This window comes from Pseudomonas sp. P4_C1 (genome assembly GCF_056402155.1).
Map to the genome: position 1 here is coordinate 1 of NZ_JBFUHY010000053.1, position 19,547 is coordinate 19,547.

General features: G+C 59.2%; 21 protein-coding genes and 1 other RNA gene. 17 read left to right on the forward strand and 5 right to left on the reverse strand.

The annotated features are described in order from the left end of the window. A partial coding sequence (locus tag AC1DU9_RS21710; RefSeq protein WP_477810200.1) for an integrase core domain-containing protein occupies positions 1-211 on the forward strand: 211 nt, incomplete at its 5' end. Between the two features lie 60 nt (positions 212-271). Here AC1DU9_RS21710 and AC1DU9_RS21715 read toward each other — a convergent pair. Further along, positions 272-1,312 (reverse strand): NADP(H)-dependent aldo-keto reductase, encoded by a 1,041-nt coding sequence (locus AC1DU9_RS21715; RefSeq protein WP_223461194.1) that lies wholly within the window; start codon positions 1,310-1,312, stop codon positions 272-274. A 245-nt stretch (positions 1,313-1,557) separates the two neighbouring features. On the opposite strand from AC1DU9_RS21715, the gene rplM reads away from it, so the two are divergent. The 7 genes from rplM to AC1DU9_RS21750 all read left to right on the forward strand — a co-directional run bounded on the left by rplM (position 1,558) and on the right by AC1DU9_RS21750 (position 6,446). Further along, on the forward strand, positions 1,558-1,986 hold the full coding sequence (gene rplM / locus AC1DU9_RS21720; RefSeq protein ID WP_007917032.1) for a 50S ribosomal protein L13: 429 nt from the start codon (positions 1,558-1,560) through the stop codon (positions 1,984-1,986). Between the two features lie 14 nt (positions 1,987-2,000). Then, complete coding sequence (rpsI, locus tag AC1DU9_RS21725) at positions 2,001-2,393, forward strand: 30S ribosomal protein S9 (RefSeq protein WP_003228056.1); 393 nt, start codon at positions 2,001-2,003, stop codon at positions 2,391-2,393. Between the two features lie 268 nt (positions 2,394-2,661). Further along, positions 2,662-3,255, forward strand: coding sequence for a ubiquinol-cytochrome c reductase iron-sulfur subunit (gene petA, locus AC1DU9_RS21730; protein ID WP_223461196.1), 594 nt, complete (start codon positions 2,662-2,664; stop codon positions 3,253-3,255). Further along, positions 3,255-4,466, forward strand: a complete 1,212-nt coding sequence (locus AC1DU9_RS21735) for a cytochrome b (protein WP_223461198.1) — start codon at positions 3,255-3,257, stop codon at positions 4,464-4,466. Before petA ends, AC1DU9_RS21735 begins: the two co-directional genes overlap by 1 nt. Further along, a complete protein-coding gene (locus AC1DU9_RS21740; protein WP_223461200.1) occupies positions 4,466-5,248 on the forward strand; it encodes a cytochrome c1 in 783 nt (260 codons plus the stop codon). The genes AC1DU9_RS21735 and AC1DU9_RS21740 overlap by 1 nt, the downstream gene beginning before the upstream one ends. Positions 5,249-5,398: 150 nt before the next feature. Next, positions 5,399-6,016, forward strand: coding sequence for a glutathione S-transferase N-terminal domain-containing protein (locus tag AC1DU9_RS21745; RefSeq protein ID WP_007989864.1), 618 nt, complete (start codon positions 5,399-5,401; stop codon positions 6,014-6,016). 16 nt (positions 6,017-6,032) lie between these two features. After that, positions 6,033-6,446, forward strand: coding sequence for a ClpXP protease specificity-enhancing factor (locus AC1DU9_RS21750; protein ID WP_085715923.1), 414 nt, complete (start codon positions 6,033-6,035; stop codon positions 6,444-6,446). A gap of 81 nt (positions 6,447-6,527) precedes the next feature. Here AC1DU9_RS21750 and AC1DU9_RS21755 read toward each other — a convergent pair whose 3' ends face one another. From AC1DU9_RS21755 to AC1DU9_RS21770, 4 genes are all read right to left on the reverse strand, one after another. Then, positions 6,528-7,106 carry a BON domain-containing protein gene (locus tag AC1DU9_RS21755; RefSeq protein ID WP_108214909.1) on the reverse strand — a complete coding sequence of 193 codons (579 nt, stop codon included), beginning with the start codon at positions 7,104-7,106 and terminating at the stop codon, positions 6,528-6,530. Beyond that, positions 7,103-7,696 carry a phosphoheptose isomerase gene (locus tag AC1DU9_RS21760; protein WP_007972584.1) on the reverse strand — a complete coding sequence of 198 codons (594 nt, stop codon included), beginning with the start codon at positions 7,694-7,696 and terminating at the stop codon, positions 7,103-7,105. Before AC1DU9_RS21760 ends, AC1DU9_RS21755 begins: the two co-directional genes overlap by 4 nt. Before the next feature lie 104 nt (positions 7,697-7,800). After that, entirely contained in the window at positions 7,801-8,163 is a 363-nt protein-coding gene (locus tag AC1DU9_RS21765) for a YraN family protein (protein ID WP_223461202.1), read from the reverse strand. Next, positions 8,163-9,974 (reverse strand): penicillin-binding protein activator, encoded by a 1,812-nt coding sequence (locus AC1DU9_RS21770; RefSeq protein WP_223461204.1) that lies wholly within the window; start codon positions 9,972-9,974, stop codon positions 8,163-8,165. The genes AC1DU9_RS21765 and AC1DU9_RS21770 overlap by 1 nt, the downstream gene beginning before the upstream one ends. 177 nt (positions 9,975-10,151) lie before the next feature. Here AC1DU9_RS21770 and rsmI point away from each other — a divergent pair, with 177 nt between their 5' ends. From rsmI to mraY, 9 genes are all read left to right on the forward strand, one after another. After that, the gene (gene rsmI, locus AC1DU9_RS21775) at positions 10,152-11,057 is read left to right on the forward strand and encodes a 16S rRNA (cytidine(1402)-2'-O)-methyltransferase (protein ID WP_223461206.1); all 906 of its coding nucleotides are present in this window, start codon (positions 10,152-10,154) and stop codon (positions 11,055-11,057) included. 75 nt (positions 11,058-11,132) lie between these two features. Further along, positions 11,133-11,486: RNase P RNA component class A (rnpB, locus tag AC1DU9_RS21780), an RNA gene on the forward strand. 726 nt (positions 11,487-12,212) lie between these two features. Continuing rightward, positions 12,213-12,668 carry a division/cell wall cluster transcriptional repressor MraZ gene (mraZ, locus tag AC1DU9_RS21785; RefSeq protein ID WP_090286131.1) on the forward strand — a complete coding sequence of 152 codons (456 nt, stop codon included), beginning with the start codon at positions 12,213-12,215 and terminating at the stop codon, positions 12,666-12,668. Then, positions 12,665-13,612, forward strand: a complete 948-nt coding sequence (rsmH, locus tag AC1DU9_RS21790; RefSeq protein WP_007972589.1) for a 16S rRNA (cytosine(1402)-N(4))-methyltransferase RsmH — start codon at positions 12,665-12,667, stop codon at positions 13,610-13,612. Before mraZ ends, rsmH begins: the two co-directional genes overlap by 4 nt. Beyond that, positions 13,609-13,902, forward strand: a complete 294-nt coding sequence (ftsL, locus tag AC1DU9_RS21795) for a cell division protein FtsL (RefSeq protein WP_057398001.1) — start codon at positions 13,609-13,611, stop codon at positions 13,900-13,902. The genes rsmH and ftsL overlap by 4 nt, the downstream gene beginning before the upstream one ends. Next, positions 13,902-15,641, forward strand: coding sequence for a peptidoglycan D,D-transpeptidase FtsI family protein (locus AC1DU9_RS21800; protein WP_177413221.1), 1,740 nt, complete (start codon positions 13,902-13,904; stop codon positions 15,639-15,641). The genes ftsL and AC1DU9_RS21800 overlap by 1 nt, the downstream gene beginning before the upstream one ends. After that, on the forward strand, positions 15,641-17,104 hold the full coding sequence (locus tag AC1DU9_RS21805; protein WP_477810780.1) for a UDP-N-acetylmuramoyl-L-alanyl-D-glutamate--2,6-diaminopimelate ligase: 1,464 nt from the start codon (positions 15,641-15,643) through the stop codon (positions 17,102-17,104). The genes AC1DU9_RS21800 and AC1DU9_RS21805 overlap by 1 nt, the downstream gene beginning before the upstream one ends. After that, positions 17,097-18,464: a UDP-N-acetylmuramoyl-tripeptide--D-alanyl-D-alanine ligase gene (locus tag AC1DU9_RS21810; protein ID WP_477810781.1), complete on the forward strand. Its 1,368-nt coding sequence runs from the start codon at positions 17,097-17,099 to the stop codon at positions 18,462-18,464. Before AC1DU9_RS21805 ends, AC1DU9_RS21810 begins: the two co-directional genes overlap by 8 nt. Further along, positions 18,464-19,546, forward strand: a complete 1,083-nt coding sequence (gene mraY, locus AC1DU9_RS21815; RefSeq protein ID WP_108214916.1) for a phospho-N-acetylmuramoyl-pentapeptide-transferase — start codon at positions 18,464-18,466, stop codon at positions 19,544-19,546. The genes AC1DU9_RS21810 and mraY overlap by 1 nt, the downstream gene beginning before the upstream one ends. The last annotated feature ends 1 nt before the right edge of the window (position 19,547 follow it).

Genomic DNA, 19,547 nt, shown 5'->3' on the forward strand with positions numbered 1-19,547 from the left:
CATGAGTCGCAAAGGTGAGTGCTGGGATAACGCCCCGATGGAGCGTTTCTTTGGGAGCCTTAAATCAGAGTGGGTGCCAGAAGATGGCTACAACTCTGAGCATGAAGCCCGCATAGACGTGCAACGCTACGTGATGCGTTACAACAACGTCAGGCTCCATAGCTACAACGGCTATCGTTCACCGGTAGCTATGGAAAAACTGGCGGCATGAAAACCGTAACTGGTGTCCAAAATTAGTTGACCAGTTCAAGCTCGCTCCTACAAGTGGGGGTTATGGCGCCGGATTCGGATGATCCTTGTGAATCGCCTCGATCCCTTCCAGTACTTCCTCCGACAGCTTCAGGTCGAAACTGGCGATGTTGCTCTCCAGTTGCTCCATCGTCGTCGCGCCAATGATGTTGCTGGTCACGAACGGCTGTTGCGTCACGAACGCCAGGGCCATTTGCGCCGGGTCCAGGCCGTGCTCGCGAGCCAGCGCCACGTAACGACTGCAGGCTGCTTCCGACTGCGGGTTGAAATAGCGGCTGAAGCGGCTGTAGAGGCTCAGGCGACCTTTTGGCGGGCGGGCGCCACCTTCGTACTTGCCTGACAGGAAGCCGAACGCCAGCGGCGAATAGGCGAGCAGGCCGCATTGCTCGCGGATGGCGATTTCCGCCAGGCCGACTTCGAAGCTGCGATTGAGCAGGTTGTACGGATTCTGGATCGACACCGCGCGTGGCCAGCCACGGGCTTCGGCCAGGGCCAGGAAGCGCATGGTGCCCCACGGCGTCTCGTTGGACAGGCCGATGTGGCGGATCTTGCCAGCGCGGACCTGCTCGTCCAGTGCTTCGAGGGTGTCCTCCAGCGGGGTCAGGTTGGCTTCGATCTTGTGCTTGTAGCCCAGTTGTCCGAAAAAGTTGGTGCTGCGTTCCGGCCAGTGCAGTTGGTAGAGGTCGATGTAATCGGTCTGCAGGCGCTGGAGGCTGGCGTCCACCGCTTCGGTGATGTGCTGGCGGTTGTGGCGCAGGTTTTTATCGCGGATGTAGTCGATGGTGTTGCCGGGGCCGGCGATCTTGCTGGCGAGGATCCAGTCGGTGCGGTCGCCGCGGCTTTTGAAGTAATTGCCGATGTAGCGTTCGGTGGTGGCATAGGTTTCGGCCTTGGGGGGCACCGGGTACATCTCGGCGGTGTCGATGAAGTTGATCCCGGCACGCTTGGCCCCTTCAATCTGGGCGAAGGCGTCTGCCTCGCTGTTTTGTTCGCCCCAGGTCATGGTTCCGAGGCAGAGGGCACTCACGTTCAGATTGGTTCGGCCTAGCTGGCGATAGTCCATCGGGTGCTCCTTGGGCAAAACAATCATAAAAGCAGGTTGAATTATTTTTCGCAATCTGCATAATTGCGCACCTCTTTCTGCAGTGGAAGTGATGCGCCGCCGCCGAAGAATCTTGCCGTTGAACGGACGCGCCGACCCGAGCCCCCGAAAGCGTCTGTATCCGGCTGCCTTTGACTTGTCAAAGTACGCACTATTCAGTAAGATCCGCCGTCTAATTTACAGGGCGGCCCCTGAGGCTATAAAGAATGAAAACTTTTACTGCTAAACCGGAAACAGTAAAGCGCGACTGGTTTGTCGTCGACGCTGCTGGTCAGACCCTGGGTCGTCTGGCCACCGAAATCGCGAGCCGTCTGCGTGGCAAGCACAAACCTGAGTACACTCCTCACGTTGACACCGGCGACTACATCGTCGTAATCAACGCTGAGCAGATCCGTGTTACCGGTGCTAAAACCACTGACAAAATGTACTACTCCCACTCCGGTTTCCCGGGCGGCATCAAGTCGATCAACTTTGAAAAGCTGATCGCCAAGGCCCCTGAGCGCGTGATCGAGACCGCGGTCAAAGGCATGCTGCCTAAGAACCCGCTGGGTCGCGACATGTACCGTAAGCTGAAAGTCTATGCGGGCGCTGCACACCCACATACTGCTCAGCAGCCCCAAGAACTGAAGTTTTAACGGAATAGTACATTATGTCGGCGACTCAAAATTACGGCACTGGCCGTCGCAAGACCGCAACCGCACGCGTTTTCCTGCGTCCGGGTACTGGTAACATCTCCATCAACAACCGTTCGCTGGATAATTTCTTCGGCCGCGAAACTGCCCGCATGGTAGTTCGTCAGCCGCTGGAATTGACTGAGACTGTCGAGAAGTTCGACATCTACGTCACCGTGATCGGCGGTGGTGTAAGTGGTCAGGCTGGCGCAATCCGCCACGGCATCACTCGCGCTCTGATGGACTACGACGAGACTCTGCGCAGCGCCCTGCGTAAAGCCGGCTTCGTAACCCGCGATGCTCGTGAAGTTGAACGTAAGAAAGTCGGTCTGCGTAAAGCGCGTAAGCGTCCGCAGTACTCGAAGCGTTAATTCGCTTTCACGTTCAAAAAAGAACGCCCAGTTTCCTCACGGAGCTGGGCGTTTTTTTGTGTCTGCGATTTATCAAAGAATTGCGCTGTGACAACTTGCCACATCCGCAGACGCCCTATACTACAAGGCTTGGGGGTGATGGGCTCCGGTAATTACCTTGTCAGAATTGGGGCTTTTCATTACCATTCGGCAAAATTTTTATAAGTACATAGATTTACTTAGTAGACGCCTGATTTAACAGGCCACAAAGCTGATGGGAGAGGACTGAATGAGCAATGACGGCGTGAATGCAGGCCGGCGTCGCTTCTTGGTAGCAGCCACATCCGTGGTGGGTGCTGCAGGAGCGGTGGGGGCTGCGGTCCCGTTCGTGGGGTCATGGTTTCCCAGTGCCAAGGCGAAAGCCGCAGGTGCACCGGTGAAAGTGAATGTCAGCAAAGTCGAGCCAGGCCAGCAGATGATTGCTGAGTGGCGCGGCCAGCCGGTGTTCATCGTCCGCCGTACGCCGGAAATCCTGGGGAATCTGAAGAAGATCGAGGGCCAGCTTGTTGACCCGACCTCCAAGAACTCGACACAACCGACTTACGTTGATCCGCAAACCCGTTCGATCAAGCCTGAGATTCTGCTGCTGATCGGTATCTGCACGCACCTGGGTTGCTCGCCGACCTTCCGTCCCGAAGTGGCACCTGCGGATCTGGGTAAAGACTGGGTAGGTGGCTATTTCTGCCCTTGCCACGGTTCCCACTACGATCTGGCTGGTCGCGTCTACAAGTCGCAACCTGCGCCTTTGAACCTGCCAGTTCCCCCGCATTCCTATGAGACCGATGAAATTATTATCATTGGCGTCGATACGGAGAAGGCGTGATGAGCAAATTCATGGATTGGGTTGATGCACGCTTTCCCGCAACCAAGATGTGGGAAGACCATCTCAGCAAGTATTACGCTCCGAAGAACTTCAACTTCTTTTATTTCTTTGGCTCCCTGGCGCTGCTCGTTCTGGTCAACCAGATCGTTACCGGTGTCTGGCTGACCATGAGCTACAACCCGTCGGCGGAAGAAGCGTTCGCTTCCGTCGAATACATCATGCGTGACGTCGAGTACGGCTCGATCCTGCGTCTGCTGCACTCCACCGGCGCTTCGGCGTTCTTTATCGTGGTCTATCTGCACATGTTCCGTGGCTTGCTCTACGGTTCGTACCAGAAGCCGCGTGAATTGGTGTGGGTCTTCGGCATGCTGATCTACCTGGCGCTGATGGCTGAAGCCTTCATGGGTTACCTGCTGCCGTGGGGCCAGATGTCCTACTGGGGTGCCCAGGTGATCATCTCGCTGTTCGGTGCGATCCCGGTCATCGGCAACGACCTGACCCAGTGGATTCGTGGGGACTACCTGATTTCCGGTATTACCCTGAACCGCTTCTTCGCCTTGCACGTGGTTGCCCTGCCGATCGTTATCCTGGGTCTGGTGGTGCTGCACATCCTGGCGTTGCACGAAGTCGGCTCGAACAACCCGGACGGCGTGGACATCAAGAAGCACAAGGACGAAAATGGCATACCGCTGGACGGCATTGCCTTCCACCCGTACTACACCGTGAAAGATATCGTCGGCGTGGTGGTGTTCCTGTTCATCTTCTGCTCGATCGTCTTCTTCTTCCCGGAAATGGGCGGCTACTTCCTCGAAAAGCCGAACTTTGAAGTGGCGAACGCCTTCAAGACTCCAGAGCACATCGCTCCGGTCTGGTACTTCACTCCTTTCTACGCCATCTTGCGCGCGATTCCGGACAAGCTCTTCGGTGTGATCGCCATGGGTGCGGCCATTGCTGTGCTGTTCGTCCTGCCATGGCTCGACCGCAGTCCGGTCAAGTCGATGCGCTACAAAGGCTGGCTGAGCAAGATCTGGCTCTGGTTGTTCTGCATCGCGTTCGTGATCCTGGGTGTGCTGGGCGTATTGGCTCCAACCCCTGAGCGTACGTTGCTGTCGCAGGTATGTACCTTCCTGTACTTCGCCTACTTCATTCTGATGCCGTTCTACACCCGGCTCGAGAAGACCAAACCGGTTCCGGAAAGGGTGACTGGCTGATGAAAAAACTATTTGCTGTATTGATGCTTGCTGCGCTGCCAGTGTTCGCTTTCGCAGCTGAGCACGGTGGCCCGGAGCTTGAAAAAGTCGACATCGACGTTTCCGATAAAGCAGCCATGCAGGATGGCGCACGTACGTTCGCCAACTACTGCATGGGTTGCCACAGTGCCAAGTTCCAACGCTATGAGCGAGTTGCCGACGACCTGGGCATTCCCCATGAGTTGATGCTGGAGAAGCTGATGTTCACTGGCGCCAAGATCGGCGACCACATGAGTATCGGCATGCAGCCGGCAGACGCCAAGGCCTGGTTTGGCGCCGCGCCGCCGGACCTGACCCTGGTTGCCCGTGTTCGCGGTACCGACTGGCTCTACGGTTACCTGAGGTCGTTCTACGAAGATCCGTCGCGTCCATGGGGTGTGAACAACAAGGTCTTCCCGAACGTGGGCATGCCAAACGTCCTGGCCGGCCTGCAAGGTCGCCAGGTGGTTGGTTGCAAACAGGTTCAGATCGTCGAAGGCGGCAAAAAGCAATTTGATCCGCTGACCGGTACGCCATTGACTCATGAAGCGTGCGATCAACTGACCATCGTGCCGAAAAGCGGTGCTCTGACTGAAGAGCAGTTCGATGAGAAGGTCAAGAATCTGGTAACCTTCCTGGCTTACTCGGCTAACCCGGTTAAGCTGCAACATCAGCGCATCGGTACGTACGTATTGTTGTACCTGGCGTTCTTCTTCGTCTTCGCTTACCTGCTCAAGCGCGAATACTGGAAAGACGTGCACTGATAAAGCTTCAAGCTATTGCTGTTAATCGCGCGCGCCCAAGGGCGCCTCTGAAGATGTAGCGAGCCTGGTTATCCAGTCGCTACGGGAGGCGCCCTCTGGGCGCGCTCGTTTTTCCGCGTTCGATAATTTCTACAAGCGAGGAGGATCGCCATGGGCGTGACCAATCGGTTGGCCTGTTACTCCGACCCCGCCGACCACTATTCCCACCGAGTGCGCATCGTACTGGCAGAGAAGGGTGTCAGCGCCGAGATCATTTACGTGGAAGCTGGACGTCAGCCACCTAAACTGATTGAGGTGAACCCTTACGGCAGCTTGCCTACCCTGGTCGATCGCGACCTGGCGTTGTGGGAGTCGACTGTGGTGATGGAATATCTGGATGAGCGTTACCCGCACCCGCCGCTACTGCCGGTTTATCCCGTGGCGCGTGCCAACAGTCGCCTGCTGATGCACCGCATTCAGCGAGATTGGTGTGGTCTGGTGGATCTGATTCTGGATTCGCGGACCAAGGAAGCGGCCCGTGCCGTGGCTCGTAAAGAGTTGCGCGAAAGCCTGACGGGTGTTTCGCCGCTGTTCGCCGACAAGCCGTTTTTCCTCAGCGAGGAACAAAGTCTGGTGGACTGCTGCCTACTGCCAATACTCTGGCGATTGCCGATCCTGGGTATAGAACTGCCGCGGCCGGCCAAGCCGCTGCTTGATTATATGGAGCGCCAGTTTGCGCGTGAGGCTTTCCAGGCGAGTCTGTCTGGTGTCGAACGCGATATGCGCTAAGGCTTAAGGAGCCGCTATGAACTCCAGTCGACCTTATCTGGTCCGCGCGCTCTATGAGTGGATTGTGGACAACGATTGCACCCCGCACATGCTGGTCAATTCCGAGTATCCGTCGGTACAGGTGCCTCAGGGGTTTGCCAGTGACGGACAAATCGTCCTGAACGTATCGCCGCAGGCCGTGCGCCACTTGCACATGGATAACGAGGCGGTCAGTTTCGAGGGGCGCTTTGGTGGTGTGCCGCACACCTTGTACGTGCCTATTGCATCGATCCTGGGTATCTACGCCCGGGAGAATGGTCAGGGCATGGTGTTTGATCTGGAATCGCCGATGGGCGAGGACGAAGAGATCGAGCCGGATGACGATCTTCCACCACCCGACAGTGAGCCGCCGCGTCCAAGCGGTCGACCCAGTTTGAAGGTGGTGAAGTAATAAAAAAGGCGATCCKMKCGGATCGCCTTTTTTATTACTTCACCACCTTCAAACGACAGGCTCGCTCCTGCAGGATGGGGTTCAGTCGATGTACTCAAACAACTTCACAATCTTCTGCACGCCGGAAACACCTTGCACCAGGTTGGTCGCCTGCGCCGCTTCCTGCTTGGTCAGCAGGCCCAGCATGTAGACGATGCCGTTTTCAGTGACGATCTTGATGCGCGAACCGGGGATGTTGGCATCGGCGAGCATCTGGGCCTTGATTTTGGAGGTCAACCAGGTGTCGTTCTGACGGGCCAGGAAGCTGGAGGGTGGCAGGATCTGCAGTTCGTTGTGCACCTGCTTCACGCGCTGGACCGCGGCAGCGGCCTGTTCGGCCTTGGCCTTGAGGTCTGCGCGTGGCGTTTGCCCGGCGAGCAGCACGACGCCGTTGAAGCTGGTGACGACGATGTGCGAGTCCTTATCCAGGGCCGGGTCAGCCTTGGCGATGTTCACGCCAACCTTGGTGTCGATCAGGGAGTCGTCGATCTTGCTGCCCAGTGTGCGGGTGCCGCGGTCATCTTCAATCGGTGCTTCACGGCTGGCAGTCACCACCGAGGTGCAGCCACTGATGCCGAGGCACAGGGTCAAGGCCAGTAGGCCAAGGCGATTAGGGGTCATTCTTCACTCCCGAACAGTTGGCTGTCGATCAAGTCGCAAAGGCAATGGATCGCCAGCAGGTGGACTTCTTGAATACGAGCGGTGACGTTTGCCGGTACGCGAATCTCGACGTCCTCGGGCAACAGCAGCGACGCCATGCCGCCGCCATCACGTCCCGTCAATGCTACGACAATCATTTCGCGATCATGTGCGGCCTGGATCGCTTGAATTATGTTGGCCGAGTTGCCGCTGGTGGAGATAGCCAGCAACACATCGCCCGGTTGGCCGAGTGCGCGGATCTGCTTGGAGAAGATTTCGTTGTAGCTGTAGTCGTTGGCGATCGAGGTGATCGTCGAACTGTCGGTCGTCAGGGCGATGGCCGGCAGGCTCGGGCGCTCGCGCTCAAAGCGATTGAGCAGCTCGGACGAGAAGTGCTGGGCGTCGCCGGCAGAGCCGCCGTTACCACAGGAAAGCATTTTTCCTTCGTTGAGCAGGGCGTTGACCATGACCTGGCTGGCTTGCTCGATGTGCGGTGCAAGTACTTCCATCGCCTGTTGCTTGGTGTCGATACTGGCCTGAAAAAGCTGGCGAATTCGGGATTGCATGTCCATCTGTGTGACCTTAAGTGGCGCGGCTGTTCGGCACATGAATGTGCAGCCCGCAAAGCAAAGAGCAAAAGTGTTCGGTGATAGTGTCCGGTTCGCAATGCCGGCGATCAGCCGTCGAAGGCATTCTGCAGCCAGTTCAACTGATCGAGGTTGCTGTCGATGGCAATCACGTCGAAGCGGCAAGGGGAATTGGCCCAGCGCGACTCGCGCTGAAGAAAATATTGCGCGGCGAAAATCAGCTTTTGCCGTTTGCGCTCATCGATGCTGTCGAGCGCGCCACCCCATTGAGTGTTTTTTCTGTAGCGGACTTCAACGAATACTACTGTATCGCCATCTAGCATGACCAGATCAAGCTCGCCGCGTTTGCACAACCAGTTCTGCGCCAGCAGGCGCAGACCCTGTTGTTGAAGATGCTCGAGCGCACGGCGCTCGGCATCCATGCCGCTTTGCTGGCGTGACCTGTCAGGCATCAGCGAGCGGTGTCCGGCAGGCGCTGGACCTGGCCATTGGCGAACTGGGCCCATGGCAACTGGCGCACGACCCGCTGGCTCTGAGACATGCCAAGGCTGCCCGACTCACCGTCGATGCGGCTGTCTGGCAGAGACTTGAGTTGGCCCAGGCGCGGTGCCAGGCGATAGGCGTCCACACCCATTGCATACAGACGCCCCAGGCTGCCGGCGGCTTGTGGCCACTGGGCTGTGACCTGGCGGCGCAGTGGATCGTTGGCCTCCAGCAGCCATGGCGTTTCGCAGAAGCGGATGCCATTCATGTCGTTGTACTGGTTGACGTCGCCACTGGCGCTGAACACGTGAGAGGTGGCGTAGACCGGCACATCGCCTGCGTACTGGAAGTTCAGGGTCGGTTTGATCTGCTGGGCCTGTTGTGGTGTTGCGGCCAGGAAAATGAACTCGATGTCCTGGCGGCGCGATGGCTGGGCAGCGACTTGCGAGCCAACAGTGCTTTGCAGGCTCTTGGCGCGACCTTCGCTCTGACGCAGCTGGAACATGTCGGCAATCTGCTGGGCTAACTGGACCGGTTGATCGACACGTTCGGTGGCAACGATAGTACCGCCATTGGCCTGCCAATCCTGGCTGAACGACTTGAGCACACGGTCGCCCCATTCACCTTTCGGCACCATGATGGCTGCACGGTGCAGGCCATCGGCGCGAGCGCGGCGCGACACTTCACGAGCTTCGTCTTCAGCGGCAAGACCGAACTGGAACAACTGCGCCGGGCCTTGATCGCCCTCGCTGTAATTCAGCGCGAGTGTGGTGATCGGCAATTGCGGGCGAGTGCTCAGCTGTTTGACCAGCGGCTTCTCCAGCGGGCCGACGACCAGTTGCACGCCATCGGCCTGGGCCTTGCGGTAGAACTCGTCCATGGAGGTCAGGCGCGAACTGTCATAAAACTCGATGGCGGGTGGTTTCTGCCCGGCCTGTTGTGCCTGGTAGTGAGCGGCCATGAAACCGTCGCGCAGTGCTTTGCCAACCGAGGCCAGCGGGCCGTCCTGAGGCAGCAGCAGGGCGATCTTGCTCAGGGGTTGGCTGGCCAGTTCCTTGAGTTGGGTCAGTGGCTGCGGCAATTGAATGGCTGCCGGGTGTTTCGGATTCCGCGTGCGCCAGTTGTCGATGGCGGCTTGTTGCTGCTCCAGGGTGCCGGCGGATTTCACGGCCAGCGCCAGGGCCATCCAGCCGCCGAGATCGTCGGTGGTGTTCGGCTGCAACTGATCGGTCGGCAGCGAAGCGATCAGGGTCCAGATGGCTTCGTGGTTTTTGCTGGCGGCTTCACCTTTGAGCATCGGGGCGATGAAAATGCGCTCGCGAGCGGCGGCGAGGGTCTGGCCATCGGCTTCAAGTGCGCGGGCGTGAACGGTGCCGGTGCGGACCTGTTGTTCGACGGGCAGTTCGCTCAAGTATTGCAGGCTTGGGTGGCTCAAGGCGGCCAGTGCGGCCTTGGGCTGATTGCGGGTCATGGCCAGTTCAGCCGCCAGGGTGTTGGCGAAAATCTGTGGGCCCGGCTTGAGCTGCTCGATAGGAACCTGTTGCAGGATTTGCGCGGACTGGCCGGCATTGCCCTGGTGAAAGGCCAGGTCGGCAGCGCTCAGGCGCAGAAGGGCGGCATCTTCCGGTGATTTGCTTTGGGAGGCCTTCTCAAGCAACTGCTCGATACTGGCGTCCGGTGTCCGTGGAAGTTCGCCAAGGCTGGAGGAGGGCGAGCTGGCGCAAGCCGCCAGCAAGGCAGCGAGGCAGAGGGCAGATAACAGCCGCAGGCAAGCGATCATGTAAGCGTTCCTGATACTCGATCAAATTAGCGTGGAATTGTACCCAAGCACTGGCCGGGGCGCGATGTTACTGGCGTGAATCGATCAATTTAGCTGGTGGAAATGTTGCGCCAGCGCACAAACGGTCGCCGATGCCGTGTTTGCTTGCGCGTATCGTGAGCCTCGCTACGCGCTACAATGGCGGCTTTTACCGATCATGAGGTGTGCGCTTTGACTGCTCCAGGTGCTTTGAATTCCGCTGCTGGCTCGCTTTTTGTGGTGGCGACGCCCATCGGCAACCTGGATGACATCAGTGCGCGGGCGCTGAAGATTCTGCGTGATGTGGCCTTGATCGCCGCGGAAGACACCCGCCATTCCCAGCGCCTGATGCAACACTTCGGCATTGCGACGCCATTGGCGGCCTGCCATGAGCACAACGAGCGGGATGAAGGTAGCCGCTTTATCACTCGTCTGCTTGCCGGTGACAACGTGGCGTTGATCTCCGACGCCGGGACGCCGCTGATTTCCGATCCGGGTTATCACCTGGTGCGGCAGGCCCGGGCTGCAGGCATCAATGTGGTGCCGGTTCCGGGTGCCTGCGCGTTGATTGCAGCGTTGTCGGCGGCGGGTCTGCCTTCCGACCGATTCATTTTCGAAGGTTTCCTCCCGGCCAAGGCGGTGGGGCGGCGGGCGCGTCTCGAGCAGGTAAAGGAAGAGCCCCGCACCTTGATCTTCTACGAGGCTCCGCATCGCATCCTTGAATGCCTGCAAGACATGGAGCTGGTGTTCGGTCCCGAGCGTCCGGCGCTGCTTGCCCGTGAGTTGACCAAGACGTTTGAAACCCTCAAGGGCCTGCCACTGGCTGAGCTGCGTGAGTTTGTCGAGTCGGACAGCAACCAGCAGCGCGGCGAGTGCGTGGTGCTGGTAGCGGGCTGGTCCGCGCCCGAGGAAGAAGGTGCCGTCAGCAGCGAGGCGATGCGCATCCTCAACCTGTTGCTCGAAGAAATGCCGCTCAAGCGTGCGGCGGCTTTGGCGGCGCAAATCACCGGCGAGCGAAAGAATGTGCTGTACCAGATCGCGCTGGATCAGCAGAAGGGCGAGTAAAACCCGACGCACAGGCGCGCTCTATGGCGCTTGGTGCTTGTTCTTCGGGCGCTCTGCCGGTAACCTTCGCGGCGGAGAGTCGATCGGACAGTCGCTGCCCCCTATGAAAATTAGGGGGGGGAGGAAAGTCCGGGCTCCATAGGGCGAAGTGCCAGGTAACGCCTGGGAGGCGCGAGCCTACGGAAAGTGCCACAGAAAATAACCGCCTAAGCGCTTCGGCGCCGGTAAGGGTGAAAAGGTGCGGTAAGAGCGCACCGCACGTCTGGCAACAGTTCGTGGCTAGGTAAACCCCACTTGGAGCAAGACCAAATAGGGTCCCAAGGCGTGGCCCGCGCTGGGACCGGGTAGGTTGCTAAAGATGTCCAGTGATGGCCATCGTAGACGAATGACTGTTCAAGACAGAACCCGGCTTACAGATCGACTCTCCACCTTTTTTCTCCTCTCTGCTTAATTTATTGGGCAGAGTGTGTCGGTGGTAGCAATTTCCCTCCTTGCACAGTCGTCAGCAGGAGCGGTTTTGTGATATTGATTAGCCCGCGCTTGTAGTGATCGCATAAACTCCACGAAGCACCGGTTTTCCTCGTTATGCGGTCGTCAGGAGAAGCGGTTTTGTGATATCGATTAGCCCGCGCTTGTAGTGATCGCATAAACTCCACGAAGCACCGGTTTCCCTCGTTATACGGTCGTCAGGAGAAGCGGTTTTGTGATATCGATTAGCCCGCGTTTGTAGTGATCGCATAAACTCCACGAAGCACCGGTTTTCCTCGTTATACGGTCGTCAGGAGAAGCGGTTTTGTGATATCGATTAGCTCGCGCTTGTAGTGATCGCATAAACTCCACGAAGCACCGGTTTCCCTCCTTACACAATCGTCAGCAGAACCTCTTTTGTAATACCAAAAAAATCTTACTCTTAATAAAACACTTTAACTTCCGAACGCAGCCTTCTGTGCTGATTCAAGTTATCGGGCGGAATCATCTGCCGGATTTTCGTTACCCCTCCGTTAATGCTCCTAAATCTCAGTTCTGTAAGGATTTTCCTTTAATCCGCGCCTTGACGGTGTGGTGGGGGCATTCCTATAGTGTGCGTAAGTGGCGGAAAGTGGCATGAAGTGGGTTTTTTGAACTCAAAACGCTAGAATTTGGAGAAACGCTGACGTGTTTCGCGGAGCCAACGCTATCAGTCTCGATGCAAAGGGCCGTCTCGCCATGCCGAGCCGGTACCGCGACGAGCTCGATTCGCGCAGTTCCGGGCAGTTGATCGTCACGATTGATGCCGTTGATCCATGTTTGTGTGTTTACCCCCTCGATGAGTGGGAAATTATTGAAACCAAACTGCGCGCACTGCCTTCGCTTCGCGAAGAGAACCGTCGCCTGCAACGTTTACTGATTGGTAATGCCGTCGACCTCGAGCTCGATGGCAGTGGTCGTTTTCTGGTTCCGCCGCGTCTTCGTGAATATGCCAGGTTGGATAAGCGCGCGATGTTGGTAGGCCAACTGAACAAGTTCCAATTGTGGGACGAGGATGCCTGGAACGCGGTTTCTGCCGCTGACCTGGCTGCCATTCAACAACCGGGCGCTATGCCTGATGAACTGCGTGATTTGATCCTGTGACTATTGATAGCGGCTTTAACCACATCACCGTACTGCTTGACGAAGCCGTCGAGGCTCTCGCCGTACGTCCTGATGGCTGCTATCTGGACGGCACGTTCGGGCGCGGCGGACACAGCCGGTTGATCCTCAGTCAGCTCGGTCCCGATGGTCGGTTGCTCGGATTCGACAAGGATCCACAAGCGATTGCCACAGGGCAGACGCTAGCGGCCGAAGACGGCCGCTTTGTCGTTGTGCAGCGCAGCTTTGCCGAGCTCGGTTCGGAAGTCGCCGAGCGCGGTCTGGCCGGCAAGGTCAGCGGCGTTCTGCTGGATCTGGGCGTGTCTTCGCCACAGCTCGACGACCCTGAGCGCGGTTTCAGCTTCCTCAACGATGGTCCGCTGGACATGCGCATGGATCCGTCCCGCGGAATCAGCGCTGCCGAATTCGTCAACACCGCGCCCGTGGAAGAAATCGCCCGGGTGTTCAAGGAATATGGCGAAGAGCGTTTTTCCGGCCGCATGGCCCGTGCCGTGGCCGAGCGCCGCGACATCAAGCCATTCGAACGCACCGGTGACCTGGCAGAAGTCCTGAAAGTCGCCAACCCGGCGTGGGAAAAGGGCAAGAACCCTGCAACCCGTGCGTTCCAGGGCTTGCGTATTCACGTCAACAACGAACTGGGTGATCTGGAAACCGGCCTCGAAGCCGCGCTGGAATGCCTGGAAGTGGGCGGTCGCCTGGTGGTGATCAGCTTCCATTCGCTGGAAGACCGTATCGTCAAACTGTTCATGCGCAAGCTGGTCAAAGGCGAAGCCGACAACCTGCCGCGCAACCTGCCGGTTCGGCATGTCGCCTTCGAACCGAAAATCAAAGTCCATGGCAAAGCGCAGACGGCCTCCGACGCCGAACTCAAAGCCAACCCACGTTCCCGTAGCGCTGTCATGCGTGTGGCGGAGAAGCTGCGGTGAGCAAGCTTTTCGCCAAGCCATTGCCCGGCGGAAGCTTCTTCATGCTGCTGCTGTTTGTCGGCGTGCTCATTTCGGCCATCGGCGTGTCCTACAGCGCCCACTGGAACCGTCAGCTATTGAATTCGCTGTACAACGAGTTGAGCGTGCGCGACAAGGCGCAAGCCGAGTGGGGCCGGTTGATTCTGGAGCAGAGCACCTGGACCGCTCACAGCCGTATCGAAGTGCTGGCCACCGAACAACTGAAAATGCACATTCCCGGTGCCGCTGACGTGAAGATGGTGGCGCCATGATGAAACTCGAAGGTGCACTCTTTCCTTGGCGGTTCCGCGTGGTGCTGGGTTTGCTCGGCATCATGGTGGTTGCAATTGCCTGGCGCATCATCGATTTGCAAGTGGTCGACCGTGCCTTCCTTAAAGGTCAGGGCGATGCCCGCAGTGTTCGTCATATTCCGATTCCGGCCCACCGTGGTCTGATCACCGACCGTAACGGCGAGCCCTTGGCCGTGAGTACTCCGGTCACCACCCTTTGGGCCAATGCCAAGGAAATGCAAACGGCCAAAGAGAAGTGGCCAGCACTGGCGGCTGCCTTGGGGCAGGACCCGAAAGCCCTGGCCGAACGTCTCGAAGCCCAGGCCAACAAGGAGTTCATTTACCTGGTGCGCGGGCTGACGCCTGAGCAGGGCCAGGCCGTGCTCGACCTGAAGGTGCCAGGTGTCTACGGCATCGAAGAGTTCCGGCGGTTTTATCCTGCCGGCGAAGTCACCGCCCATATGGTCGGGTTTACCGACATCGACGATCACGGTCGTGAAGGCGTCGAACTGGCCTACGACGAATGGCTGGCCGGGGTCCCTGGCAAGCGTCAGGTGATCAAGGACCGGCGCGGCCGGCTGATCAAGGATGTCCAGGTCACCAAAAACGCCAAGGCCGGCAAGCCCTTGGCGTTGTCCATTGACCTGCGCCTGCAATACCTGGCCAACCGCGAATTGCGCAACGCGATCATCGAGAACGGCGCCAAGGCCGGCAGCCTGGTGATCATGGACGTGAAGACCGGCGAGATTCTCGCGATGGTCAACCAGCCGACCTACAACCCGAACAACCGTCGCAACCTGCAACCGGCGATGATGCGCAACCGCGCGATGATCGACGTGTTCGAGCCGGGTTCGACCATGAAAGCGATTTCGATGAGCGCTGCGATCGAAACCGGCCGCTGGAAACCGAGCGACACCGTCGAGGTGTATCCGGGCTCCTTGCAGATTGGCAAGTACACCATCAAGGACGTATCCAAGACCGAAGGCCCGGTGCTCGACCTGACCGGCATCCTGATCAACTCCAGTAACGTCGGCATGAGCAAGGTTGCCTTCGACATTGGCGGCGAAACCATTTTCCGTCTCGCGCAGAAAGTCGGCCTCGGCCAGGACACCGGCCTGGGCTTCCCGGGCGAGCGCGTCGGCAACCTGCCGAACTACCGCGAGTGGCGCAAGGCAGAAACCGCCACGCTGTCCTACGGCTACGGTATCTCCGTGACCGCAATCCAGCTGGTTCACGCTTTCTCGGCCCTGGCCAACAACGGTCGCCTCGCACCGCTGACCTTGATCAAGACCGACAAGGCACCGCAAACCACCCAGGTGTTGCCGGAGGCGGTCGCGAAAACCATGCAAGGCATGCTGCAACAAGTGATCGAAGCCCCGCGCGGCGTATTCCGTGCACAAGTGCCGGCGTATCACGTGGGCGGCAAGTCGGGTACTGCGCGTAAAACCTCGGTCGGTACCAAGGGTTACGCCGAAAACTCCTACCGTTCGCTGTTCGCCGGCTTCGGCCCGATGAGCGATCCGCGTTACGCCATCGTGGTGGTGATCGACGAGCCGACCAAGGCCGGTTACTTCGGTGGCCTGGTTTCCGCGCCGGTGTTCAGCCGCGTGATGTCGGGCACCCTGCGCCTGATGAACATTACGCCGGACAACCTGCCACCTACTCAACAAGCGAACGCAACACCGGTCGTTCCGCTGAAAGCCAATGGAGGGCGCGGCTGATGTCCCTGAGCCTGAACAAGATTTTCCCTCACGCCGGCCACGATCTGCTGATTCGCGAGCTCGCCCTGGACAGCCGCAATGTGCGCGCGGGCGATCTGTTCCTTGCCGTGCCGGGCGGGAAATTCGATGGGCGCGCACATATTGCCGACGCCTTGCAGCGCGGTGCTGCCGCGGTGGCCTATGAAGTAGAAGGCGCCACGGTCCTGCCGATCACTGAAGTGCCGCTGATTCCGGTCAAGGGCCTGGCGGCTCAGCTGTCGGACATCGCCGGGCGTTTTTATGGCGAGCCGAGCCATCACCTGAACCTGGTGGGCGTAACCGGTACCAACGGCAAGACCAGCGTGACGCAATTGGTCGCCCAGGCACTGGACCTGCTCGGCCAGCACTGCGGCCTGGTCGGTACACTCGGTTGCGGTTTCTACGGCGCGCTGGAAAGCGGACTGCACACCACGCCGAATCCGATTGCCGTGCAAGCGACCCTGGCGGACCTGAAGAAGGCCGGGGCCAAAGCCGTGGCGATGGAAGTGTCTTCCCATGGCCTGGACCAGGGCCGCGTGACTGCACTGGCGTTCGATGTGGCGGTGATGACCAACCTGTCCCGCGATCACCTGGATTACCACGGCACCATGCAGGCTTACGGCGAAGCCAAGGGCAAGCTGTTTGCCTGGAATGACTTGAAATGCCGCGTGGTCAACCTCGACGACGAATTTGGTCGGCAACTGGCCGCCGACAAGCTCGAGTCGCGGTTGATCACCTATAGCCTGGAAGATTCCAGCGCTTACCTGTATTGCCGCCAGGCGCAATTCGACGACGAAGGCGTGCGCGCCACGCTGGTCACGCCACAGGGCGAGCACCACTTGCGCAGCACCTTGCTCGGTCGCTTCAACCTGAGCAATGTCCTGGCGGCGGTCGGCGCGTTGCTCGGTCTGGATTACGCCCTGGACGAAATCCTCAAGGTGCTGCCGCAGCTTGAAGGCCCTGCCGGGCGCATGCAGCGTCTGGGCGGTGGTTCGCAGCCGCTGGTGGTGGTCGATTACGCCCACACCCCGGATGCCCTGGAAAAAGTACTGCTGGCCCTGCGTCCACACGCCAAGGGCCGGTTGCTGTGCCTGTTCGGCTGTGGCGGCGACCGCGATCGCGGCAAGCGTCCATTGATGGCCGAGGTGGTCGAGCGTCTGGCCGATGGCGTACTGGTCACCGACGACAACCCGCGTACTGAAGACCCTGCAGTGATTTTCGATGACATCCGTGCCGGTTTCACGGCTGTGGATAAAGTGGAGTTCGTTGCCGGTCGTGGTCAGGCGATTGCCCGGCTGATCGCCAGTGCCTCGGTGGATGACGTGATTGTCCTGGCCGGTAAAGGTCACGAGGACTATCAGGAAATCAACGGCGAACGCCATGCCTTTTCCGATCTGGTCGAGGCCGATCATGCCTTGACCGCGTGGGAGGTGGCCCATGCTTAAGGCCTTGAGACTGAGTGAACTGACCGGTGCGCTGAATGCTCGCCTGGTGTCTGCCGATGCCAGCTTCGACGGCGTCAGCATCGACAGCCGTGCGATCAAACCCGGTCAACTGTTTATCGCGTTGGCCGGTCCGCGCTTCGATGGTCATGATTATCTGAATGAAGTCGCGGCCAAGGGCGCCGTGGCCGCGCTGGTCGAGCGTGAAGTCGCCGACAGCACGCTGCCGCAATTGCTGGTCAGCGACACCCGCCAGGCCCTTGGCCAGTTAGGCGCGCTGAATCGCGCCGCCTACACCCATCCGGTCGTGGCTATTACCGGTTCCAGTGGCAAGACCACGGTCAAGGAAATGCTTGCGAGCATCCTGCGCACGCGCGGTGCGGTGCTGGCGACCCGTGGCAACCTGAATAACGACCTCGGCGTTCCGTTGACCCTGCTCGAACTGGCGCCGGAACATACCGCTGCGGTGATCGAGCTGGGTGCCTCGCGCCTGGGCGAAATTGCCTACACCGTGAGCATGACCAAACCCCATGTGGCCGTTCTCAATAACGCCGGGACCGCCCACGTCGGCGAGTTCGGTGGTCCGGAAAAAATCGTCGAAGCCAAGGGCGAGATTATCGGAGGGCTGGATGCCGATGGCGTCGCCGTTCTCAATCTTGACGACAAGGCATTCGGTATCTGGAAGGCGCGCGCCGGTGACCGCAAAGTGCTGACGTTTGCGTTGAGCAACGCCAGCGCCGATTTCCATGCCAGTGACCTGGCCACCGATGCTCGCGGCTGCCCGGCGTTCAACCTGCACAGCCCTGAAGGTGTGGCGCGCGTTCAACTGAACCTGCTCGGCACCCACAACGTTGCCAATGCCATGGCCGCCGCCGCTGCCGCCCATGCCCTGGGTGTGTTGCTGTCCGGTATCGCCGCCGGCCTTGGCGCGGTGCAACCGGTCAAGGGGCGCACCGTTGCGCAATTGGCCAGCAATGGCATGCGCGTGATCGATGACACTTACAACGCCAATCCCACCTCCATGTGCGCTGCCGTTGATATACTCGCCGGCTTTTCCGGCCGCACCGTTCTGGTGCTCGGGGATATCGGCGAGTTGGGCGATTGGGCGGAGCAGGGGCACCGCGACGTGGGCGAATACGCCCGTGGCAAGGTTTCTGCGCTGTACGCCGTCGGGCCAATGATGGTTCACGCCGTCAACGCCTTCGGTCCACAGGCTTTTCACTTCAGCACGCAGGCTGAGCTGATCAAGGCCCTGGGCGCCGAACAAGACACAAACACCACCATTTTGATCAAGGGGTCGCGCAGCGCTGCGATGGAAAACGTCGTCGCCGCCTTGTGCGGGTCCAGTCTGGAGAAACATTAATGCTGCTGCTGCTAGCGGAGTATCTGCAACAGTTCTACAAAGGCTTCGCGGTCTTCCAGTACCTGACCCTGCGCGGGATTCTCGGTGTGCTGACCGCGCTGGTCTTGTCGCTGTGCTATGGCCCGTGGATGATCCGCACGTTGCAGAACCGTCAGATCGGTCAATCCGTTCGCAACGACGGCCCGCAGTCGCACCTGTCGAAGTCGGGTACCCCGACCATGGGCGGCGCGCTGATTCTGTCGTCTATCGGCGTCAGCACCCTGCTTTGGGCTGACCTGAGCAACCGCTATGTCTGGGTCGTACTGCTGGTGACCCTGCTGTTCGGCGCAATCGGCTGGGTCGACGACTACCGCAAGGTCATCGAGAAAAACTCCCGCGGCCTGCCAAGCCGCTGGAAGTATTTCTGGCAGTCGGTATTTGGCCTGGGCGCGGCGATCTTCCTGTATGTGACCGCCGCCACTCCGGTAGAAACCACGCTGATTCTGCCGATGCTCAAGGACTACAGCATTCCGTTGGGCGCCGGCTTCATTGTCCTGACCTATTTTGTGATCGTCGGTTCGAGCAACGCGGTCAACCTGACCGACGGCCTCGACGGCCTGGCGATCATGCCGACGGTGATGGTGGGCGGCGGCCTGGGCATTTTCTGCTACCTGTCGGGTAACGTGAAATTCGCCGAATACCTGCTGATTCCTTATGTACCGGGCGCCGGTGAATTGATCGTGTTCTGTGGCGCACTGATCGGAGCAGGCCTGGGCTTCCTCTGGTTCAACACCTATCCGGCACAAGTCTTCATGGGTGACGTCGGTGCACTGGCGCTGGGCGCGGCTCTGGGCACCATCGCGGTGATCGTCCGTCAGGAAATCGTCCTGTTCATCATGGGCGGCGTGTTCGTGATGGAAACCCTGTCAGTCGTCATTCAGGTCGCCTCTTTTAAACTGACCGGTCGCCGCGTATTCCGCATGGCACCGATTCACCACCACTTTGAACTCAAGGGCTGGCCCGAGCCGCGCGTGATCGTCCGTTTCTGGATCATCACCGTGATTCTCGTGCTGGTCGGCCTTGCCACCCTGAAGCTGAGGTAGA

Bases quoted from the DNA above. Each gene is read 5' to 3' on its own strand.
- AC1DU9_RS21715 (WP_223461194.1), bottom strand. From the start codon at position 1,312: ATGGACTATCGCCAGCTAGGCCGAACCAATCTGAACGTGAGTGCCCTC.
- rplM (WP_007917032.1), top strand. From the start codon at position 1,558: ATGAAAACTTTTACTGCTAAACCGGAAACAGTAAAGCGCGACTGGTTT.
- rpsI (WP_003228056.1), top strand. From the start codon at position 2,001: ATGTCGGCGACTCAAAATTACGGCACTGGCCGTCGCAAGACCGCAACC.
- petA (WP_223461196.1), top strand. From the start codon at position 2,662: ATGAGCAATGACGGCGTGAATGCAGGCCGGCGTCGCTTCTTGGTAGCA.
- AC1DU9_RS21735 (WP_223461198.1), top strand. From the start codon at position 3,255: ATGAGCAAATTCATGGATTGGGTTGATGCACGCTTTCCCGCAACCAAG.
- AC1DU9_RS21740 (WP_223461200.1), top strand. From the start codon at position 4,466: ATGAAAAAACTATTTGCTGTATTGATGCTTGCTGCGCTGCCAGTGTTC.
- AC1DU9_RS21745 (WP_007989864.1), top strand. From the start codon at position 5,399: ATGGGCGTGACCAATCGGTTGGCCTGTTACTCCGACCCCGCCGACCAC.
- AC1DU9_RS21750 (WP_085715923.1), top strand. From the start codon at position 6,033: ATGAACTCCAGTCGACCTTATCTGGTCCGCGCGCTCTATGAGTGGATT.
- AC1DU9_RS21755 (WP_108214909.1), bottom strand. From the start codon at position 7,106: ATGACCCCTAATCGCCTTGGCCTACTGGCCTTGACCCTGTGCCTCGGC.
- AC1DU9_RS21760 (WP_007972584.1), bottom strand. From the start codon at position 7,696: ATGGACATGCAATCCCGAATTCGCCAGCTTTTTCAGGCCAGTATCGAC.
- AC1DU9_RS21765 (WP_223461202.1), bottom strand. From the start codon at position 8,163: ATGCCTGACAGGTCACGCCAGCAAAGCGGCATGGATGCCGAGCGCCGT.
- AC1DU9_RS21770 (WP_223461204.1), bottom strand. From the start codon at position 9,974: ATGATCGCTTGCCTGCGGCTGTTATCTGCCCTCTGCCTCGCTGCCTTG.
- rsmI (WP_223461206.1), top strand. From the start codon at position 10,152: ATGGCGGCTTTTACCGATCATGAGGTGTGCGCTTTGACTGCTCCAGGT.
- AC1DU9_RS21800 (WP_177413221.1), top strand. From the start codon at position 13,902: ATGAAACTCGAAGGTGCACTCTTTCCTTGGCGGTTCCGCGTGGTGCTG.
- AC1DU9_RS21805 (WP_477810780.1), top strand. From the start codon at position 15,641: ATGTCCCTGAGCCTGAACAAGATTTTCCCTCACGCCGGCCACGATCTG.
- AC1DU9_RS21810 (WP_477810781.1), top strand. From the start codon at position 17,097: ATGCTTAAGGCCTTGAGACTGAGTGAACTGACCGGTGCGCTGAATGCT.
- mraY (WP_108214916.1), top strand. From the start codon at position 18,464: ATGCTGCTGCTGCTAGCGGAGTATCTGCAACAGTTCTACAAAGGCTTC.